Origin of the sequence: Roseateles sp. DAIF2 (assembly GCF_015624425.1) — a bacterium.
Taxonomy (GTDB): Bacteria; Pseudomonadota; Gammaproteobacteria; order Burkholderiales; family Burkholderiaceae_C; genus Kinneretia.
Genome location: NZ_CP049919.1, coordinates 1,156,573 through 1,172,751 on the forward strand (window position 1 = coordinate 1,156,573; position 16,179 = coordinate 1,172,751).

At 71.6% G+C, this 16,179-nt stretch carries 14 protein-coding genes; 7 read left to right on the forward strand and 7 right to left on the reverse strand.

All coding sequences use genetic code 11. From position 1 onward, the window contains the following. Positions 1-3 precede the first annotated feature (3 nt). Genes G8A07_RS05425 through G8A07_RS05435 form a run of 3 tightly spaced genes read right to left on the reverse strand, consistent with a single transcriptional unit; the run spans position 4 to position 2,274 of the window. The gene (locus G8A07_RS05425; protein WP_195796069.1) at positions 4-498 is read right to left on the reverse strand and encodes a hypothetical protein; all 495 of its coding nucleotides are present in this window, start codon (positions 496-498) and stop codon (positions 4-6) included. Further along, positions 485-1,864, reverse strand: coding sequence for a lyase family protein (locus G8A07_RS05430; RefSeq protein WP_195796070.1), 1,380 nt, complete (start codon positions 1,862-1,864; stop codon positions 485-487). The genes G8A07_RS05425 and G8A07_RS05430 overlap by 14 nt, the downstream gene beginning before the upstream one ends. Before the next feature lie 26 nt (positions 1,865-1,890). Beyond that, positions 1,891-2,274: a FagA protein gene (locus tag G8A07_RS05435; RefSeq protein WP_195796071.1), complete on the reverse strand. Its 384-nt coding sequence runs from the start codon at positions 2,272-2,274 to the stop codon at positions 1,891-1,893. A 367-nt stretch (positions 2,275-2,641) separates the two neighbouring features. Here G8A07_RS05435 and G8A07_RS05440 point away from each other — a divergent pair, with 367 nt between their 5' ends. Continuing rightward, positions 2,642-3,325 (forward strand): 2-hydroxychromene-2-carboxylate isomerase, encoded by a 684-nt coding sequence (locus G8A07_RS05440; RefSeq protein WP_249937230.1) that lies wholly within the window; start codon positions 2,642-2,644, stop codon positions 3,323-3,325. 1 nt (position 3,326) lies between these two features. Here G8A07_RS05440 and G8A07_RS05445 read toward each other — a convergent pair whose 3' ends face one another. Further along, positions 3,327-3,674 carry a hypothetical protein gene (locus tag G8A07_RS05445; RefSeq protein ID WP_195796072.1) on the reverse strand — a complete coding sequence of 116 codons (348 nt, stop codon included), beginning with the start codon at positions 3,672-3,674 and terminating at the stop codon, positions 3,327-3,329. A 131-nt stretch (positions 3,675-3,805) separates the two neighbouring features. Here G8A07_RS05445 and G8A07_RS05450 point away from each other — a divergent pair, with 131 nt between their 5' ends. Then, positions 3,806-4,294 carry an OmpA family protein gene (locus tag G8A07_RS05450; RefSeq protein ID WP_195796073.1) on the forward strand — a complete coding sequence of 163 codons (489 nt, stop codon included), beginning with the start codon at positions 3,806-3,808 and terminating at the stop codon, positions 4,292-4,294. Between the two features lie 9 nt (positions 4,295-4,303). Here the strand turns inward: G8A07_RS05450 and G8A07_RS05455 are convergent, their stop codons facing one another. From G8A07_RS05455 to G8A07_RS05465, 3 genes are read right to left on the reverse strand one after another with little or no spacing between them, the layout of a single operon-like run. Next, positions 4,304-5,626: a TolC family protein gene (locus G8A07_RS05455; protein WP_195796074.1), complete on the reverse strand. Its 1,323-nt coding sequence runs from the start codon at positions 5,624-5,626 to the stop codon at positions 4,304-4,306. Further along, positions 5,620-8,673, reverse strand: coding sequence for an efflux RND transporter permease subunit (locus G8A07_RS05460; RefSeq protein WP_195796075.1), 3,054 nt, complete (start codon positions 8,671-8,673; stop codon positions 5,620-5,622). Before G8A07_RS05460 ends, G8A07_RS05455 begins: the two co-directional genes overlap by 7 nt. Next, a complete protein-coding gene (locus tag G8A07_RS05465) occupies positions 8,670-9,860 on the reverse strand; it encodes an efflux RND transporter periplasmic adaptor subunit (protein WP_195796076.1) in 1,191 nt (396 codons plus the stop codon). The genes G8A07_RS05460 and G8A07_RS05465 overlap by 4 nt, the downstream gene beginning before the upstream one ends. A gap of 212 nt (positions 9,861-10,072) precedes the next feature. On the opposite strand from G8A07_RS05465, the gene G8A07_RS05470 reads away from it, so the two are divergent. From G8A07_RS05470 to G8A07_RS05490, 5 genes are all read left to right on the forward strand, one after another. Further along, positions 10,073-11,449 carry a histidine kinase gene (locus G8A07_RS05470; RefSeq protein ID WP_195796077.1) on the forward strand — a complete coding sequence of 459 codons (1,377 nt, stop codon included), beginning with the start codon at positions 10,073-10,075 and terminating at the stop codon, positions 11,447-11,449. Continuing rightward, positions 11,446-12,087: a response regulator transcription factor gene (locus tag G8A07_RS05475; RefSeq protein ID WP_195796078.1), complete on the forward strand. Its 642-nt coding sequence runs from the start codon at positions 11,446-11,448 to the stop codon at positions 12,085-12,087. The genes G8A07_RS05470 and G8A07_RS05475 overlap by 4 nt, the downstream gene beginning before the upstream one ends. Positions 12,088-12,279: 192 nt before the next feature. After that, positions 12,280-13,245 (forward strand): MurR/RpiR family transcriptional regulator, encoded by a 966-nt coding sequence (locus tag G8A07_RS05480; RefSeq protein WP_195796079.1) that lies wholly within the window; start codon positions 12,280-12,282, stop codon positions 13,243-13,245. Beyond that, complete coding sequence (locus tag G8A07_RS05485) at positions 13,242-14,216, forward strand: isoaspartyl peptidase/L-asparaginase family protein (protein ID WP_195796080.1); 975 nt, start codon at positions 13,242-13,244, stop codon at positions 14,214-14,216. Before G8A07_RS05480 ends, G8A07_RS05485 begins: the two co-directional genes overlap by 4 nt. 35 nt (positions 14,217-14,251) lie before the next feature. Further along, positions 14,252-16,150, forward strand: a complete 1,899-nt coding sequence (locus tag G8A07_RS05490) for a dipeptide ABC transporter ATP-binding protein (RefSeq protein ID WP_195796081.1) — start codon at positions 14,252-14,254, stop codon at positions 16,148-16,150. The last annotated feature ends 29 nt before the right edge of the window (positions 16,151-16,179 follow it).

Consider the following 16,179-nt stretch of genomic DNA (forward strand, 5'->3'; position numbering starts at 1 on the left):
CTGTCAGTGCAAGGTGGTCGTGGAGCGGTTGGGGGACTCGACGGGCTTGGCTGCCAGGCAGGCGCGGATGCGCGCATCGCCGGGGTGCTGGCTATCGAAATGGGCCAGTTCGGCCCAGGTCTGGCGGCTGTGGCGCGCCGCGGCGGCGCACAGCCCGGGCTGCAGGCCGCCGTCGCCGGCGACCTGTTGCAGCAGGAGATGGATATGGCAGAGCCGGCGCGCGGCGTCGTCGAGCTGGCCGGCCCGGCTCAGCACATCGGCCACGCCATGGTGGCTGACCACCAGCGCGGCGGTCGCGTCGTCATGGTTGTGCCAGCGGCCGAACAGCGATTCGGCCTGGGCCAGCGCGCGCTGGAAGTGGAACAGCGCCGCGTTGCGCGCGCCGCGTTCCAGCTGGGCGCGGCCCATCGCCATCGCCTCGCGCCAGCCGGCCATCAGCTCCGCGCTGAGCGGGCCGCTGGCCGGCACGCAGTTGCAGCGCGGCTCAGAGTCCGCCATGGGTCAGCTTGGCCGGGTCGAGCAGCTGCTGCAGCTGCTCGCGCGACAGCTCGGTCATCTCGGCCGCGACATCGATCACCGGCCGGCCCTGCTTGTAGGCGGCCTTGGCGATCTCGGCGGCCTTCAGATAGCCGATCACCGGGTTCAGCGCGGTGACCAGGATCGGGTTGCGCGCAAGCGCCTGGTTCAGCGCGGCCTCGTTGACCGTGAAGGTGGCGATCGCGCGCTCGCCCAGCAGGGTGCTGGTCTTGGCCAGCAGCACCAGGCTGTCCAGCAGGTTGTGCGCGACCAGCGGCAGCATCACGTTGAGCTCGAAGTTGCCGCTCTGGCCGGCGATCGTGATCGCGGCGTCATGGCCGATGACCTGGGCCGCGGCCATCGCCACCGCCTCCGGGATCACCGGATTGACCTTGCCGGGCATGATGCTGGAGCCGGGCTGCAGCGCCTCCAGCTCGATCTCGGCCAGGCCGGCCAGCGGGCCGGAGTTCATCCAGCGCAGGTCGTTGGCGATTTTCATCAGGCTGACCGCCAGACCCTTCAGCGCGCCGGACAGCGCGACCGCTGCGTCCTGCGAGCCCATCGCGGCGAAGAAGTCCGGCGCGGTCGTGAAGGGCAGGCCGGTCAGGCCGGACAGTTCTTTGGCGAAGCGCGCGGCGAAGTCGGGATGGGCGTTGATGCCGGTGCCGACCGCGGTGCCGCCCTGGGCCAGGGCCTGGATGCGGGGCTGTAGCCCTTCCAGCTGGGCGATCTGCGCCTCGATCTGCGCGGCCCAGCCGTCCAGGGTCTGGCCCAGGCGCACCGGCATCGCATCCATCAGATGGGTGCGGCCGGTCTTGACGTGATGGCCATCGCTTTGGCTCTTGGCGCGGATCGCCGCGGCCAGGCCGCGCAGTGCCGGCAGCAGCTCCTCGTGCAGCGCCAGCGCGGCCGAGATGTGCAGCGCCGACGGGATCGAATCATTGCTGCTCTGGCCCATGTTGACATGGTCGTTGGCGCTGACCGCCGTGCCGGTCAGGCGCGTGGCCAGGGTCGCCAGCACCTCGTTGGCGTTCATATTGCTGCTGGTGCCGGAGCCGGTCTGGAACACATCGACCGGGAAATGGCGGATGAAGTCCGGCTCGGCCAGCAGCTCGGCGCCGGCGCGCTCGATCGCCACGCCGGTCTCGGCCGGCAGCAGGCCCAGGGCGACATTGGCGCGCGCCGCGGCCTGCTTGACCTTCAGCAGCGCCGCGATGAAGCGGGTCGGCATCGGGCCGCTGATCTGGAAGTTCTGCACGGCGCGCTGGGTCTGGGCGCCGTAGAGCGCATCGGCCGGGACCTTCATTTCGCCCATGCTGTCGCGTTCGATACGGGTGGCTGCTGTCATGATGAATCGTTTCCTCGTCGGGATCGTCAAAAGGGTGGTGGTGCCTCGCTGGGCAGCATCTCGGTGCAGGCCAGGCGCACGCGCAGCGAGCGCACACGACCCTGCAGTTGCGGATCTTGCCCCGACAGCCGGGCCAGCGCTTCCAGCGGCAGAAATAGCCTGTCCAGACATTGGCAGCGCCAGTGCCAGGGCAGCAGCACCTCGCAGGCGCTGCGGTACAGCAGGTCCAGGGTCTGCTCGGCCAGTTCGCGCTCGTCGATCAGGCCCAGGCGCAGCAGCTGCGCGCCGGCGTCCAGGTAGCGGTCCAGCAGCTCGGGGCTGTCCGGCTCCAGCGCGCAGGCGATCTTGAAGGCGAGCCAACGCCAGCATTCCAGCGCCGGATGGGCGGGGCAGGGCGTGTTCTGCAGCAAGACCGGTTTCTCCTCGAGGCCGGGATGCCCGGCCGGCGGCGGCACGGGCTGCCGCCTGGGGGGGCGGTGCTGGCTGGTGCGTTGATGAAGACCTCGCCGGACGCATCCGCCGGACACGCCCGTCAAACAAGCCGCAAAAAACGGGAGGGTGCCACCCGGCAAGTGTTGCGCTTCCCCGATTCCGGGTCGCACCCTCCACTGAACAGCCGGTCCCTGACGTCGGAGAGAAGACTCCGCCACCCGGGCCCGGAAGGCATTGGTTGATTGCTCTTGTTTGAAATGACTATAAATGAGAATTCATCTCATTTGCAACATCAACCAGAACAAACCCCGCTGTGCCAGCAGGGTGAATGCCTTACCGTCGGGCATGCCCGATGAGTTCCCCAATCCCCCGCCGGCCCCGGCCGCCTCCTCGCTGCCCGCGCGCGCCGCGGTGCCGCGCGCGCCGATCCAGTTCTACTTCGACTTCTCCTCGCCCTATGCCTACATTGCTTCCGAGTGGATCGATGCGGTGGCGGCGCGCCATGGCCGGCGCGTGGCCTGGCAGGCGATCCTGCTGGGCGTGACCTTCCAGGCCGCGGAGCTGAAGCCGCCGGTCGCCCATCCGATCAAGCGCGACTACGCGCTGCGCGATTTCGCCCGCTCGGCCGCCTATGCCGGCGTGCCCTTTCGCCAGCCCGAGAATTTCCCGGTGCCGACGCAGAACGCCGCCCGCGTGTTCTGGTGGCTGCAGGCCGAGGACCCGGCCCGCGCGGTGGCCTGGGCGCGCGCCGGGCTGCGCGCCTACTTCACGCGCGGCGTCGCGCTCAACGAGCCGGCCGCGCTGAAGGCGCTGGCGCGCGAGAGCGGGCTGGATGCCGACGCGGCCGAGGCGGCCTGGAACGATCCGGTCTGGAAGGACAAGCTGAAGGCCGTCAACGAGGCCGCGATCGGCGCCGGCGTGTTCGGCGCGCCCTTCTTCATCGTCGACGGCGAGCCCTTCTGGGGCCATGACCGGCAGGGCCAGATCGAGCGCTGGCTCGGCAGCGGCCCGTTCAAGGGCCTGATCTGATTCAGGCCTGCGGCACTCGCTGAGCCGCGCGCGCCGATTCCAGCGCCGCGATCGCCTGCGCCGTCTCGCCGCGGCGCAGCAGCCAGATGACCTGGTCCACCGCGCGCAGGCTGCTCGGATCGGGCTGGGCCAGCAGGGCCTGACGGGTCTCGCGCATCAGGCGCAGGGCCTGGCTGTCGTGATCGCAATAGAGCTCGACCTGGGCCGCGCGCAGCTGCTGCTGGACCTGGGCCCGGCGCTCCTGGCGCCGCGTCGATTCGTCCGGGTCGGCCGCGGCCTGGGCCGAGGTGGCCGCGAAGGCGGCCACCAGGGCCAGCACCGGGGTGGACTTGTTGTTGCCATGGCTCATCGCGAGACTCCTTCTGTGAGCGTGAAGCGGCGCCGCTTGTTCGGGCCGCATGTCTCCACCTTGCGCGCGCCGAATTAGGCGAGGCTTAATCCCTACAATGCGCTCGCATTCCCTGCCAGGAGGATCTGTTCATGACGACTCCGTTTGTGGGTGAAGACGAGGGCATCGCGCTGCGTCTGGTGGGCATCATCGTGCTGCTGGTGGTCGCGCTGGCCGTCGGCCTGGGCGTCTACAAGGCGCGCGGCGCGGCCAAGCCGGCCGCCGCGCCGCCGGTGCAGCTGGTCGAGGCGGATGTGGCCGCCATCGTGGTCGAGAACGGCCTGGTGAAGTTCTTCTTCGCCAGCGCCAGTGCCGAACTGGCCGGCGGTGCCCGCGAGGCGCTGGGCGAGCTGGTGCAATCGCAGGGCCAGGGCCGCCTCCTGGTGATCAGCGGCTATCACGACGCCAGCGGCGATGCCGCGCTGAACGCCGAGCTGGCGAAGCGGCGCGCGCTGGCGGTGCGCGAGGCGCTGCTGGCGCTGGGCGTGGCCGAGGCCGGCATCGCGCTGGAGAAGCCCGCGCTGAGCACCGGTACCGGCACCCAGCGCGAGGCGCGCCGCGTCGAAGTCACCTTGCGCTAAGGCACCTCTTCAAGGGCGGGCCAGCGCCCGCTCCAGCTTCAGCGCCGCCTGCAGCTGCTCGCCGCGCAGGTCCTGCGCCAGCAGCTCGCGCTCCAGCGCCTGGCGATCCTGGCGCAGGCGCTGCAGCAGGCTGTCGATGCCCAGGCGGTAGCGCTGCTCGGACAGCTGTGCGGCCTGGCGCGCCTGGCGCGCCGCCCTGTCCGCATGGTTCGCGGCCGAGCCCAGCTCCTGCGCGCGCGCCAGCGCGCCCTGGGTCTCCTCCGCGGCCTCCAGCGTCACGCGCCGGAACTCGGCCGCGGCCAGCTCGGCGCGTGCCTGCGCGGCGTCGCGCTGGGCGCGGCGCTCGCCGCCGTCCAACAGCGCCCAGGCCAGGCCCAGGCCGAGAAAGCGGTCGGTGCTGTCGCGTAAAGCGCCGGCCAGGCCGCCGCCATTGCGCAGGCGCTGCATGTTCGCTTCCAGCGCCACGCTGGGCCACAGCGCCGCCTTGGCCGCGGTGGCGGAGGCGCTGGAGCCGCGCAGGCGCGCCTCGGCCGCCCGCACATCGGGGCGCTGGGCCAGGCTCTGCAGCGGCAGCTGCGCCGGGACCCGATGCTCGGGCAGCGGGCCGTCGGCCAGCGCCTGCCATTCGCCCGCCTCGATGTCGCTGAGCCGCACCAGGCGCAGCAGCGCATGCTGGCGCTGCTGTTCCTGCTGGGCCAGCTCGGCGCGGCGCTGCTCCAGCTCGGCCTCGCCCTCCAGCTGATCGCCCGCGCCGCGCAGGCCGGCGGCCAGCAGCATCTGCTCCAGCTGCTGCTGGTGCTGCAGGGTGGCGAGCAGCTCGCCGCGCTGGCGCTGCGCCAGGCCGGCGCTGCGCAGGCGCAGGAGCTCGGCGCGCAGCGAGTTGGCGAGCGCCAGCCGCGCGGCCTGCAGATCGGCCTCGACCGCGGCCTGCTGGGCCTGCGCCGCCTGGCTGCGAGCGCGCTGGCGGCCGAACAGGTCCAGCTCCCAGCGGAAAGTGAGATTGGCCTGGCGGCGCTGGCCATCGACGCGGCTTGATTTCTGTCCGTCGCTGCGCTGCTCATGCGCCTTGCCGGCCTCGGCCTTCAGATCCAGCTTCGGAGCGCCGTCGGCGCGGGCGATGCCGAGTTCGGCCTCGGCCTCGCGCAGCTTGGCCAGCGCCCCGGCCAGCTCGGCGCTGTTGTTGACGCCGCGCTCGATCAGCGCCTCGGCCGCCGGCTCCAGGCGCAGCGCCGGCGGCGCGTCACCCTGCGCCAGGCCGGGCCGCGCCGCCAGCAGCAGGCTGGCGCCGAGCAGCCAGGCCGCCCGCAGCAGCGAATGCTTGCTCATCAGCATGCTTGTTGTTCCTCGTTCATTGGCTTGTCTTTCTTCTTGCCGCCCAGACGCTGGCGCAGCCCTTCGAGCTGGCGGTAGACCAGCGGCACGAACAGCAGGCTCAGCAGGGTGCTGCTGATCAGGCCGCCGATCACGGCCACCGCCATCGGCGCGCGGAAGCCGTCGTCATGGCCCCAGCCCAGCGCCGCCGGCAGCATGCCGCCGACCATCGCCAAGGTGGTCATCACGATCGGGCGCACCCGCTCGCGGCCGGCCTGGGTGATCGCGGCATCCAGGCCCAGGCCGTCGCGGCGCGCCTCGATGATGAAGTCCACCAGCAGGATGGAGTTCTTCGCGACGATGCCGAACAGCATCAGCAGGCCGATCACGGTGGACAGGTTCAGCGAATGCCCGCCCAGCAGCAGCGCGATCGAGGCGCCGCTGAGCGCCAGCGGCAACGCCAGCATGATGGACAGCGGCTGCAGCCAGTCGTCGAACAGCAGCACCAGCACCGCATAGACCGCCACCAGGCCGAACAGCGCGGCGGTCGCGAAGCGCTCGAACATCTCGGCCATGTGCTGCGCCTGCCCATAAGGCGCCAGGCGCACGCCGGGCGGCAGCTCGCGGTAGGCGGGCAGGGCCTCGATCGCCGCGATTCCCTCGCTGAGCGAGACGCCCGGTGCCAGGTTGGCCTCCAGCTTGATCACGCGCTCGCGGTTCAGGCGGTTCAGGCTCGAGGGCGTGCTGCCCGGCTCGATCGTCGCCACCGTCTCCAGCGGCACCACGCCACCGCTGCCGGTCGGGATCGGCAGCTGGCGCAGCGCCTCGATCGACAGGGCCTGGCCGCCGGCCAGGCGCAGGCGCACCGCGACCAGCTTGCCGTCGATCACGATGCGCGGCAGCGCGGCGTCGCTGGCGCCCAGGGTGGCCAGGCGCATCGCGTCGGCCAGCGTGTTGGCGTCGACGCCCAGGCGGGCGGCGGCCTCGGGGCGCAGGCGCAGGTCCAGGCTGGTCAGCGGCCGGCCCTGGTCCAGGCCGACGTCCTGCAGCAGCGGCAGCTCGGCGGCCTCGCGCAGCAGGCGCAGCATCGCCGGTTCCAGCTTGCCCGGGTCGGTGGAGACGAAGCTCAGGCTCATGTCCTTTTCCCAGCCGCCCAGCAGCAGGTTGCTGCGCAGATCCGGTACCGTGGCCAGGCGCTCGCGCAGCTGATCCTCCAGCTCGGTGGCGCTCAGCTTGCGCGCGCTGGGCGGCGCCAGCTGCAGGCGCAGCGCGCCCTGGTCGGGACTGCTGCGTTCGTAGGCGAACACGGCGGTGACGTCGGGCACGCCGGCGATCGCGCCGCGCAGCCGCTCGGCGGCCTGCACCGATTGGCGCAGGCTGGCGCCCGGCGGCAGCTCGTAGTAGACGGGGATCGCCTGCGGCCGGGTCTCGGGCATGAAGCCCGAGGGCAGCAGGGACAACAGGCCGAAGGTCGCCAGCAGCAGGCAGCCGCCCATGCCCAGCGAGGCGCGGCGGTGCCGCATCACCCAGTCCAGCAGGCGCAGATAGCCCAGCTGCATGCGGCCCGGCGCGACCTCGCCGCCATGGTGGGGGCGCAGCCAGCGCGCGCACATCATCGGCGTCACCAGGCGCGCCACGCACAGCGAGGCCAGCACCGCGAAGGTGGTGGTCAGGCCGAACTCGGTGAAGTACTTGCCGACCACACCGCCGATGAAGCTGACCGGCAGGAACACCGCGACGATGGTCATCGTGATCGCCACCACCGCCAGGCCCAGCGCGTCGGCGCCGCGCGCGGAGGCCTCGCGCGGCGTCTCGCCGTTCTCGATGCGGCGCGCGATGTTCTCGATCTCGACGATCGCGTCGTCCACCAGGATGCCGATCACCAGGATCAGCGCCAGCAGGGTGATGCTGTCGAGCTGGAAACCGCGCCACTGCATCGCGACGAAGGTCGGCAGCAGCGACAGCGGGATCGCCGCCGCGGCCAGCAGGGTGGCGCGCCAGTCGCGCAGGAAGAACCAGACCACCAGCACGGTCAGCAGCGCGCCCTCCAGCAGGGTGTCGCGCGCGCCGCCGTAGCTCATGCGGGTGAACTCGACGTTGTCCTCGAACAGCTCGATGCGCATCTCCGGATGCGCCTGCCGGTATTCGTCCAGCGCACGGGCCACGCCCTCGGCCAGCTTCAGCTCGGAGGCGCCGCGCTTCTTGTAGACCTCCAGCACCAGCACCGGCTGGCCGTTCAAGAGCGCGAAGCCGTTCGGCTCGTTGCCCTCGTCGACCACCCGGCCCAGCTCGCCCAGCGCGATGCTGCGGCCCTTGTCCAGGGTCACCAGGCGCTTGGCCAGGGTCTGGGCATCGGTGCTGGCGCCCAGCACGCGCAGCGGGCGCATGCGCTCGTCGCCGTCGCGCACCGTGCCGGCCGGGATATTGGCCTCGCCCAGCTGCAGCTGGCGCGCCAGCTCGGCGACACTGACGCCGGCCGCGCTCAGGCGTGCCGGATCCAGCTCGATGCGCAGCTCGCGCTTGGCGCCGCCCAGACGCTTGAACTGCTGCACGCCGGTGACGCCCAGCAGCTTGGGCCCGAGCTGCTCGTCGATGCGGCGGCTCAGCTCCATCTCGTCGATGCCCTCGGCCGAAACCGAGAAGCTCTGCAGCGCCCAGCCCGAGACATCGACCCGCGTCACCAGCGGTTCGCCGATCTGGGCCGGCAGCTCGGGCCGGATGCGGCTCACCGCGTCGCGCACATCGCTGGCGGCGCGGTCGATATTGGCCTCCAGCTGGAACTCGGCGGTGATCGAGACCTGGCCGTTGGCGATCGTGGTGCTGAGGTTGTTCAGCCCCGGCAGGCCGGCCAGGCCTTCCTCCAGGCGCCGCGCCACATTGGTCTCCAGCTCCTGTGGCGTGGCGCCGGGCTGTGCGACGTCGACGCTGATGATGGGCAGCTCGACGCGCGGGTCGCCGGCGACCGGCAGCTTGTTGAAGGCGACGATGCCGGCCAGCGACAGCAGCAGGAACAGCAGCACGATGGGCGTCGGCTTGGCGATCGCCCAGGAAGAGATCTTCAGGCTCATCGCTTGGCCTCCGGCACCGGCGTGATGCGCTGGCCTTCGTTGAGCAGGGCGGCCGCGCCGCGCACCACCTGTTCGCCCGGGGCCAGGCCCTCGACGACCAGCTGCTGGTCCGGCGCCAGGCGCACATGGCGCTTGCGCAGGCGCTGCTTGTCATCGACGACGAAGACCCAGGGCCGCGGATCGAACTGCAGCGCGCCCGCCGGCAGCGGCGTGCCCTGCAGGGCCGGGCCCTGCAGCCGGGCCAGCGCGGCGACGCCCAGCGGCGGCAACGCGTTGCCCTGCAGCGCGATGCGCAGGCGAGCGCGGCGCGACTCCTGGCCCTGGCCGGTCTCGATGCTGCGCAGCTTGCCCTGCAGCGGCGCCAGGCCCTGGCCCTCCAGCTGCACGCTGACCGCGGCCCCGGGCGCGAGGCCGGCCAGGCGCTGCACATCGGCCCAGGCCTCGAACTCGCGATCGCCGTCGGCGGCCAGCAGGAACCAGGGCGTGGTTGACGCGGTGTCGCTGAACATGCCGCGCTCGACGTGGCGCTCAAACAGGCGGCCGGCGGCCGGCGCGCGCAGCAGGGTCTCGTCCAGGCGCTGCTGCGCCTGCGCGAGCTTGGCGGCGGCAGCGGCCAGCTCGGCGCGGGCGGCCTGGGCCTGCTGGGCAGCGTTGCTGCGCTCCTTTTCCTGCTGGGCCAGGGTGCTGGCGCGGTCCTGCTGGTCCTGCTGGCTGACGGCGCCGGTGGCGACCGCCAGGCGGTAGCGCTCGTCGGTGGCGCGCGCCAGCGCCAGGCTGGCCTCGGCCTTGCCCAGCTGGGCCTGTGCGGCCTCGGCCAGGGCCTGCAGGCGGCGGTGCTGCTGGCGCGCCTCCTCGTGCTCGTGGCGCTGGCTGCGCGCATCCAGCTGCACCAGCGGCTGGCCGGCCTTCACCAGCTCGCCGGCGTCGGCCAGCACGGCCTCGACGCGCAGGCCATGCACGGTCGGCAGCAGCTGCATCGGCTGGCGCGCGACGATGCGGCCCGGCAGTTCCAGCGCGGCTCGGGCCTCCTGCGGGCGCACCACCAGGGTGGTGATGCGCATCGTCGCGTTGTCCTGCGGTGTCGGCGCGGGCGCCTCGCTGCAGGCTTGCAGGAGCAGCAGCGTTGCCAGCCCGGGCGCAAACAGCTGGCGGGCGGGGAAGGGGGGTGAGAAACGATGGGCGGGCAAGGAAGGACTCCGGACTGCGTGGCCAATAAGGAAGTGGCGCAATGTAGGCGGCGCCGGCACGGCGCGCCTGAGTCCCGCGGCGCGGCGCTGGGCCCGGCGGCCCGCGGCCCTGGGTCTGCAGACCCAGTCGGTGCGCGGCGCGCACAGTCCGGGCCGCTATGCTGACCGGGCGGTCCGCTGGGGGCCGGGTCCTGGAGCGAAGCATCTTGCGTTTGTGGCAATCCCTGTGGTGGAAGCTGAGCCTCGGCTCGATCGCCGTGACCCTGGTGGGCAGCACCTTGGCGGCCCTGCTGCTGAGCCCGGTGCAGGACGCGCATGGCTTCAAGCAGGTGGTCAAGCCGGCCCATCTGCGCCAGCTGATCGAGCCGGAGCTGCGCGTACTGCAGGGGCGGCGCCAGGACCGCGCGCTGGTCGCACAGATGCTGGACGCGATGCAGCAGCGCCTGCTCAACGTCGACGGCCCCGAGGGCTATTACGGCATCCGCGAGTCCTCCGACCCGATGGTCAGCCTGGCGCTGTTCGACGACGAGGGCAGGCGCGTCGCGCTGCGCGAGAACCCGGCGCTGGCGCTGCCGGATCGCTGGCAGCCGGGGCCGCTGCGGCTGGAGGCGGTCTCGGCGGCCGAGCGCCTGCTGGTGCTGCCGCTGGGTGATGGCGGGACCCTGATGGTGCGCCATTACGCGCGCTTCGACGTCTGGAAGAACCTGCGCAGCGCGCTGCGGGATGCCGGCAGCTTCTTTGGCTGGATGGTGCTGCTGATGGCGCTGCCGGGCATCATGCTGGGCGTGGGCCTGACCTGGTGGCTGGCCTACCGGCTGCGCCGGCTGGCGCGCATGACCGAGGGTTGGGCGCGCGGCGACTTCTCGATGCGCCTGGCCGACGATTCGCGCGACGAGCTGGGCGAGCATGCGCGTGCGATCAACCAGGTCGCGGGCCAGTTGCAGACCCATGTCGAGACCAACCGCGAGCTGGCCGCGCTGCAGGAGCGCCAGCGCCTGGCGCGCGAGCTGCACGACAGCATCAAGCAGCAGGTCTTCGCCACCGGCCTGCAGCTGCATGCGGCCCAGCAATGGCTGGAGCGCCAGCCGGCCAAGGCGGCGCAGCTGCTGGCCGAGGCCGCGGCGCAGAACCAGGCGGTGCACCGCGACCTGTCGGGCCTGCTGTCGCGGCTCAAGCCGCTGGAGGCCTCGCGCCGCCAGGACCTGCGCGAGGAGCTGGCGCTGCGCCTGCAGCCCTGGCAGGCCCATCTGGAACTGAGCCTGGAGGTGCCCGGCGGGCTGGCGCTGCCCTTCGAGCAGGCGCATGAGCTGGCCAGCATCGCCAACGAGGCGGTGGCCAATGCGCTGCGCCATGGCGGCGCGCGGCGCGTGCGGCTGGGCTGGTCGGCGGAGGCCGGCCATGCCGAGCTGGTGATCGCCGACGAGGGCCGGGGCTTCGATGCCGGCCAGACCGCCAACGGTCATGGCCTGACCAATATGTTCGAGCGCGCCGCGGCCCTGCCGGGCGGCGCGCTCTTTCTCGATGCCGCGCCGGGCCGGGGCTGCCGCCTGGCCGTGCGCTTCCAGTTTCAGGAGGAGCCGAGCCGATGATTTCCGTGCTGATCTGTGACGACCATGCGCTGGTGCGCTATGGCATTGCCGCGGTGCTGGAGGCCCATGGCGAGTTCCGCATCGTCGGCGCGGTGGGCGAGGGCGCACGCGCGATCGAGCTGGCGCAGCGCGAGCGGCCGCAGGTGGTGCTGATGGACCTCTTGATGCCGGGCATGAACGGCGTCGAGGCGACGCGCGAGATCCGCCGCGTCAGCCCCGCCAGCCAGGTGCTGCTGCTGACCAGCCATGAGGGCGACGAGCCGGCGCTGGAGGCGATGCAGGCCGGCGCGATCTCCTACCTGCTGAAGGACACGCCGCCGGCCGAGCTGGTGCAGGCGATCGAGCGCGCCGCGCGCGGCGAGGCCACCCTGCATCCGCGCGTCGCCGGCGCGATGGTGCGCGCGCTGACCCAGCCGCGCGGCGGCAGCGCTGGCGGCCTCAGCGAGCGCGAGGCTGAGGTGCTGAGCCTGGTGGCCGACGGCCTCAGCAACGCCCAGATCGCCGCCCGCCTGGCGCTGGCCGAGAAGACGGTCAAGAACCATGTCTCCAACCTGCTGGCCAAGCTGCAGCTGGAGGACCGCACACAGGCCGCCGTGTATGCCTGGCGCGAGGGGCTCAAAGGCCGACCCAAGCCTTAAGTGTGGCCCGCCGATCGGGCGGCTCGATCCCGGAAACATCCGTAGGCATCGGTGGAAACCCCAATCCACACGGCCGTCATCGTTTTGTGTTTGATCAAAAAATGTCGCTATGATCAAAAAACTGAAAATCCTTGATCAAATGCGGCCGCCCTGAAGGTCGTACCCACCCGGACTTCGGCAGGCAGCAAGTACATGGCGGCGACCCCCTTTCCCGGCAATCCCTCGATGGCGCAGCGCATTGCGCGCGCCATGCCGACGCTGACCCGCTCGCACCGCCAGGTGGCCGACTATGTGCTGGCCCACCCGCTGAAGGTGGCGACGATGCCGATCGACGAGCTGGCCGCGGCCGCCGGCGTTTCGGTGGCCACCGCGAACCGACTCGCGCGGGCGCTGGAGTTCGAGGGCTTCGCGCAGTTCCGCGCCGCGCTGGTGCTGGGCTTCGAGACGGCGCTGGCGCCGGTCGAGCGGCTGCGCAGCAAGCTGGAGGAAGGGCCGGCGACGGTGGCCGATGTGTTCGACGGCGCGCTGGCCGACATCGCCCGCAACGCCGAGGCGACGCGCCAGGGGTTGGATCGCCGCGCCTGCGCGCAGGCGGTGGACGCGGTGCTGAAGGCGCAGCGCATCCATATCGTCGGCTACGGCGCCAGCGGCTGGCTGGGTGGCCTGCTGGCGCGCAGCCTGGACCGCTACTGCGACAACGTGCATCTGCTCGCCAGCATCGAGGGCTCCTCGCATGGCGCGCGCCTGCTGGGCCGGCTCAAGCCGCGCGACCTGGTGATCGCGATCGCCTTCCCGCGCTACCTGTCCGACACCGTGCTGCTGGCCAAGCGCGTGCATGAGGCCGGCGTGCCCCTGCTGGCGCTGACCGACGGCCCCGCCTCGCCGCTGGTGCCGTTGTCGACGCTGGCGCTGTTCGCCCGCACCGACAGCGCCTATTTCGCCAATTCCGAGGCCGGCGCGCTGGCCCTGATCGAGGCCCTCAGCAGCGCGGTGGCCCATGCGTCCAAGGGCTCGCTGCAGGCCGCCGAGCAACTGGTCGAGTCGGTGCTGCCCTGGCTGGACGGCCCGCATGGCGGCCGACTGCGCCCGGTCGAGGCCGGCAGCCCCGAATCGTCTTCCTCCTCCTCCTCTTCCCCCGCCAAGGTCCGCAAGAAGTGAATAGCAGCAGCAGCACCCCCAGCCCCGTGATCGCGATCCACGGCGGCGCCGGCACCCTGAGCCGCAGCAATATCAGCCCCGAGCAGGAGGCGGCCTACCATGCGGCGCTGGCCGAGATCCTGCGCGCCGGCCAGGCCCTGCTGGCGCAAGGCGGCAGCGCGCTCGACGCGGTGAGCCTGGCGGTCGACATGCTGGAGGACAACCCGCTGTTCAATGCCGGCCATGGCGCGGTGTTCACCAGCGCCGAGACGCATGAGCTGGACGCCGCGGTGATGGATGGCCGCGACCTGCGCGCCGGCGCGGTGGCCTGCGTCGGCCGCATCAAGCGCCCGCTGCGCGCGGCGCGCGCGGTGATGGAGCACAGCGAGCATGTGCTGATGGCCGGCGCCGGCGCCGAGGCCTTCGCCGCGGCCCAGGGCCTGGAGCTGGTCGACCCGGCTTACTTCTCCACCGAATTCCGCCGCGCCCAGCTCAAGCGCGCACAGGCGGCCGCGGTGACGGTGCTGGACCATGACGGCGGCGGCAATGACGAGCGCCCGCTGGACGAGGGCCGCAAGTTCGGCACCGTCGGTGCGGTGGCACTGGACGCGCAGGGCAACCTGGCCGCGGCCACCTCGACCGGCGGCATGACCAACAAGCGCCCGGGCCGGGTCGGCGATTCGCCGCTGATCGGCGCCGGCACCTATGCCGACAACCGCACGGCGGCCGTGTCCTGCACCGGCAGCGGCGAGATGTTCATCCGCGCCAGCGCGGCCTTCGATGTCTGCGCGCGCATGGCCTATGGCGGCCTGTCGCTGCAGGACGCCGCCGAGCAGGTGGTGATGCAGGCGCTGCCGGCGATCGATGGCCGCGGCGGCCTGATCGCGGTCGATGCGCGCGGCCATGTCAGCCTGCCCTTCAATACCGAGGGCATGTACCGCGGCCAGATGCGGGTCGGCGACGCCGAGCCCTTCACCGCGATCTTCCGCTGATCGCTCCCCCTTCTTTCGAGTAAGCAGTCCCCTCTATGTCCTCCACCGTGCTCGAAGCCCCCGCCAAGTCCGGCGCCCTGATCCTGCCGGAGCAGCGCGTGCTGTCCGTCAACGACCTGTCGGTGCGTTTCTCCACCTCCGAGCGCACGGTCGATGCGGTCAAGCGGCTCAGCTTCCATGTGGACCGGGGCGAGACCCTGGCCATCGTCGGCGAGTCGGGCTCCGGCAAGTCGGTCACCTCGCTGGCGCTGATGCGCCTGGTCGAGCATGGCGGCGGCCGCATCGTGGGCGGCTCGATGCAGTTCCGCCGCCGCGGTGGTCAGGTGCTGGACCTGGCCCAGGCCAGGGACTCGACGATGCGCGAGGTGCGCGGCGCCGACATCGCGATGATCTTCCAGGAGCCGATGACCTCGCTGAACCCGGTGTTCACCGCCGGCGACCAGATCGCCGAGTCGATCCGCGTGCACCAGGGCAAGAGCGCCGCGGCCGCGCGCGCCGAGGCGCTGCGCATGCTGGAGCTGGTGCGCATCCCGGAAGCGAAGAACGTGCTGGACCGCTACCCGCACCAGCTCTCGGGCGGCATGCGCCAACGCGTGATGATCGCGATGGCCCTGTCCTGCAAGCCCTCGCTGCTGATCGCCGACGAGCCGACCACCGCGCTGGATGTGACGATCCAGGCGCAGATCCTGCAGCTGATCCGTGCGCTGCAGGACGAGATGCAGATGGGCGTGGTCTTCATCACCCATGACATGGGCGTGGTGGCCGAGGTGGCCGACCGCGTGCTGGTGATGTACCGCGGCGACAAGGTGGAGGAGGGCGCCTCCGAGACCCTGTTCGCGAAGCCGCAGCACCGCTACACGCGCGCCCTGCTGTCGGCCGTGCCGCGTCTGGGCGCGATGCAGGGGCTGGATCATCCGCTGAAGTTCGAGCTGCTGCGCACCGAGGCGCAGGCCGAGCCGGAACCGGAGGCGCTGCCGCAGGACACGGTCAAGCCCGATGCCGCGCCGATCCTGCGGGTCAAGGACCTGATCACGCGCTTCGACATCCGCAGCGGCCTGTTCAACAAGGTCACGCGCCGCGTGCATGCGGTCGAGCAGATCAGCTTCGAGCTGCGCCCGGGCGAGACCCTGGCCCTGGTCGGCGAGTCCGGCTGCGGCAAGTCCACCACCGGCCGCTCGCTCTTGCGCCTGGTCGAGAGCCAGAGCGGCGCGATCGAGTTCGGCGGCCAGAACATCCGCGAGCTGCCGACCGCCGCGCTGCAGAGCCTGCGCCGCAACATCCAGTTCATCTTCCAGGATCCCTTCGCCTCGCTGGACCCGCGCGTCACGGTCGGCTTCTCGATCATGGAGCCGCTGCTGGTGCACAAGATCGCCAGCGGGTCTGAGGCGCAGGCGCGCGTCGACTGGCTGCTGCAGAAGGTCGGCCTGACGCCCGAGCATGCGCAGCGCTACCCGCACGAGTTCTCCGGCGGCCAGCGCCAGCGCATTGCGATCGCCCGTGCCCTGGCCCTGAACCCCAAGGTGGTGGTGGCCGACGAGGCGGTCTCGGCGCTGGACGTGTCGATCCAGGCGCAGATCGTCAACCTGATGCTGGACCTGCAGCGCGAGCTGGGCATCGCCTTCCTCTTCATCTCGCACGACATGGCGGTGGTGGAACGCGTCAGCCACCGCGTCGCGGTGATGTACCTGGGCCAGATCGTCGAGATCGGCCCGCGCCGCGCGATCTTCGAGAACCCGCAGCATCCCTACACCCGCAAGCTGATGGCCGCGGTGCCGGTGGCCGATCCGGCGCGCCGCCATCGCCAGCGCCAGCTGATGTCCGACGAGATCCCGAGCCCGGTGCGTGCCCTGGGCGACGAGCCGATCGTGCAGCCGCTGGTCCAGGTCGGCCCCGACCATTTCGTGGCCCAGCACCGCATCAGCGGCGCCTACTGAGTCCGACCTTCGACTTCTTCTTCGCTTCC